Genomic DNA, 2,493 nt, shown 5'->3' on the forward strand with positions numbered 1-2,493 from the left:
GGCCGAGGAGGCGGCGGTGGGGTAGGCCGTAGCGGCAGACCTGGACGGTCCGGCGGGCGGTGGTGTAGCCGAATTCGAGGAATTCGCGGCGGGCCGCGCGGGCGGTCGGCCAGCCGGTGGCGATCGCCGTGCTGATCCGGGCGGGGAGGTGGTGGGCCATCGGGTCGGAGCCGAGGGCGGCGCGGCAGTAGGCCGTTGCGAAGGCGTGGGCGTAGGTGAGGACCTCGGCCAGGGCCGTTCGCCTGCCCAGGGCGGCGGCCGCGAGGGTGGCCGCGCCCGGAATCGGGGTGCGCGGTGCGGTCAGCGGGCGCGGCGACCGGGGTGCGCCGGAGTTCGACCGGGGTGACTCGGAAGAGTGGAGGCGGGGCAGGGCGCCGGTGTCGACAGGCATGGGAGGTCCTCTGAACGGCCGGGCATACGCTCGGCTATCGGATCTCCCCCTCTGTCATGGGTACCTGAGAGCTTCACCGCGCGGATTGACGAAACGCGGCTTGCACCGTAGGCGAGGCGCGGATGCGCCTGCTTTCCAGAGTGGCCTGGTCGAAACGGTATCTGTACCTGAGAGATTCCGGGGAGGTTGCTCCTTCGGCGCCCCGCTCGGGGGCTTCTCCCGCCACGACTCATAGCGGCCGGGTATTCGGTTGTTCCCGGCGAGCCTAAACGATGCGCGGGTCGCCGACCAGGGGTCGGCAACCCATTGGCATCCGGAACGTGGCGGAGATCACCGCAATCATCGAGCGGGCGCCGTGCTGAGCAACCACTGGTCGCGGGGTGTGCGGCGGCGCTCGCGGCGGCTGCCGACCCGGGCGCGCATGGCGTAGTGCGCCGGGGTGGTCTCCGCGGTCAGCTGATGCCAGCCGCTGCCGCCGCGGATGTCATAAACGCCGATGTAGCCGCCGGGCAGCAGCTGGAACGGCGCGGTGATGTGCTTGCCGTAATCGAACTGGGTGCTGCCGGGCTTGCGGAAGTTCTCGAACCAGGCCGGAAACACGAAGTCCGACACCAGGACTCCGTCGATCTCGTACCCGTACTGGTCCGCCTCGCAGGCGTCCGCTACCTCGTAGGCGTAGAGGCGGCCGGTGGACGCGGTCCGGAACACGTAGGCGGCCAGGTTGATATCGGGATCGCCGAGCATCTCGAGCAGCTCGTGGCTCGCGGTGACGCTCCACTGCAGTCCGGCCTTGATGTCGCTGCGCGCGAACACCTTTCCCAGCGGCAGCCCCTCGTCGGTGAGATCGTGATAGCCGAGCGCCCCGGCCTGGTCGGAATCATCGGAGACGACCAACCACCAGGCGCCCGGCTCGGGCTGCTGACCGCTGGGCACGAAGGTCAGATCGGCGTCACTGCCCCAGGCGGGCGCCCAGTCCCGGTGCACCTGCGTCTGCAGCGCCGGAACGACAGCGGAAACTTGGGCGTCGGTCAGTACGGTACTGCGGTTCAACACGGCAATATGTATGGCAGCCATAGTGATTTCTCGAATCTTCGTCGGCGCGGCGTCATTCGATCTTGCTGGTTGCCATCATCTCGCGAAAATCTCAGGGAGGCAGGCGAAAAGTGGGCATCATCGATCTCTCGGTCCCCATCCGGTCCGGTATGCCGGTGTATCCCGGCGATCCGGAGGTCACCATCCGGCCCGCGCTGACCGTGGCCGCCGACGGCGTCAACGTGCTGCACCTGGATCTCGGCTCGCAGACGGGGACGCACGTGGACGCGCCGCGCCACATCGACGACTCGCTGCCCACCCTCGACGAATTGCCACTGGAACGCTTCACCGGCCCGGGCGTGGCGATCGATGCGCGGGCCGTGGGGGCGGGCGGCGCGATCGGTCGTGAATTGTTCGAGGGCCGCGTCGCCGCGGGGCAGATCGTGCTGGTCGCGACGGGCTGGTCCGAACATTGGGGCACCCACGCGTATCTGAATCATCCGTATCTGACCGTCGAGGCGGCCGAGTACCTGATTGCCGAGGGTGTGCGGACCGTCGGCATCGACGCGCTGTCGGTCGATCCGACTCCGGCCGAGGAGATTCCGGTGCACCGGATCCTGTGCGGCGCGCACGCGGTCATCGCCGAGAACCTGACCGGTCTCGCGCGCGTGCTCGACCTGCAAGCCGCTGGTCAGCGGTTCGAGGTGACGCTGTTCCCGCTCAATCTGCCCGGGGCCGACGGGGCGCCCGTGCGGGCGGTGGCACGCCCGGCGTCCTGAATTCGACGCCGCGGAATTGTGATTGAAACGGCACTGTCTCTGATTTTGCGGCGCACGCCACACGTTCTTCGTAGACTGCTCTCGACACCGGGGGAGTCGGGGCCCCCGACCCATGCTCGATCCGAAGGACTCTGCACGTGAACCGTTGTGCCGTAACCACTTTGCTAGCCGTTGCGGCTGTGCTGACCATCGCGCCGGCCGCATCCGCGGAAATCGTCCTCACCGACGCCGCCCAGACGGGAACCACCAGCCCGGGCACGACGACCCCCGGCACCACCACCAACCCCACGC

2 protein-coding genes, 1 pseudogene and 1 riboswitch are annotated in these 2,493 nt (G+C 68.6%); of the genes and pseudogenes, 1 reads left to right on the forward strand and 2 read right to left on the reverse strand.

Translation table 11 applies throughout. The annotated features are described in order from the left end of the window. Positions 1-391, reverse strand: a pseudogene (locus tag ACAM49_RS39800) (hypothetical protein); the annotation flags it as partial. Between the two features lie 145 nt (positions 392-536). Next, positions 537-623, reverse strand: a riboswitch (glycine riboswitch). 107 nt (positions 624-730) lie between these two features. Continuing rightward, complete coding sequence (locus ACAM49_RS39805) at positions 731-1,441, reverse strand: hypothetical protein (RefSeq protein ID WP_369640686.1); 711 nt, start codon at positions 1,439-1,441, stop codon at positions 731-733. A 113-nt stretch (positions 1,442-1,554) separates the two neighbouring features. On the opposite strand from ACAM49_RS39805, the gene ACAM49_RS39810 reads away from it, so the two are divergent. Continuing rightward, positions 1,555-2,202: a cyclase family protein gene (locus tag ACAM49_RS39810; protein WP_369640687.1), complete on the forward strand. Its 648-nt coding sequence runs from the start codon at positions 1,555-1,557 to the stop codon at positions 2,200-2,202. The last annotated feature ends 291 nt before the right edge of the window (positions 2,203-2,493 follow it).

Source organism: Nocardia sp. JMUB6875 (assembly GCF_041154655.1).
Classification (GTDB): Bacteria; Actinomycetota; Actinomycetes; order Mycobacteriales; family Mycobacteriaceae; genus Nocardia.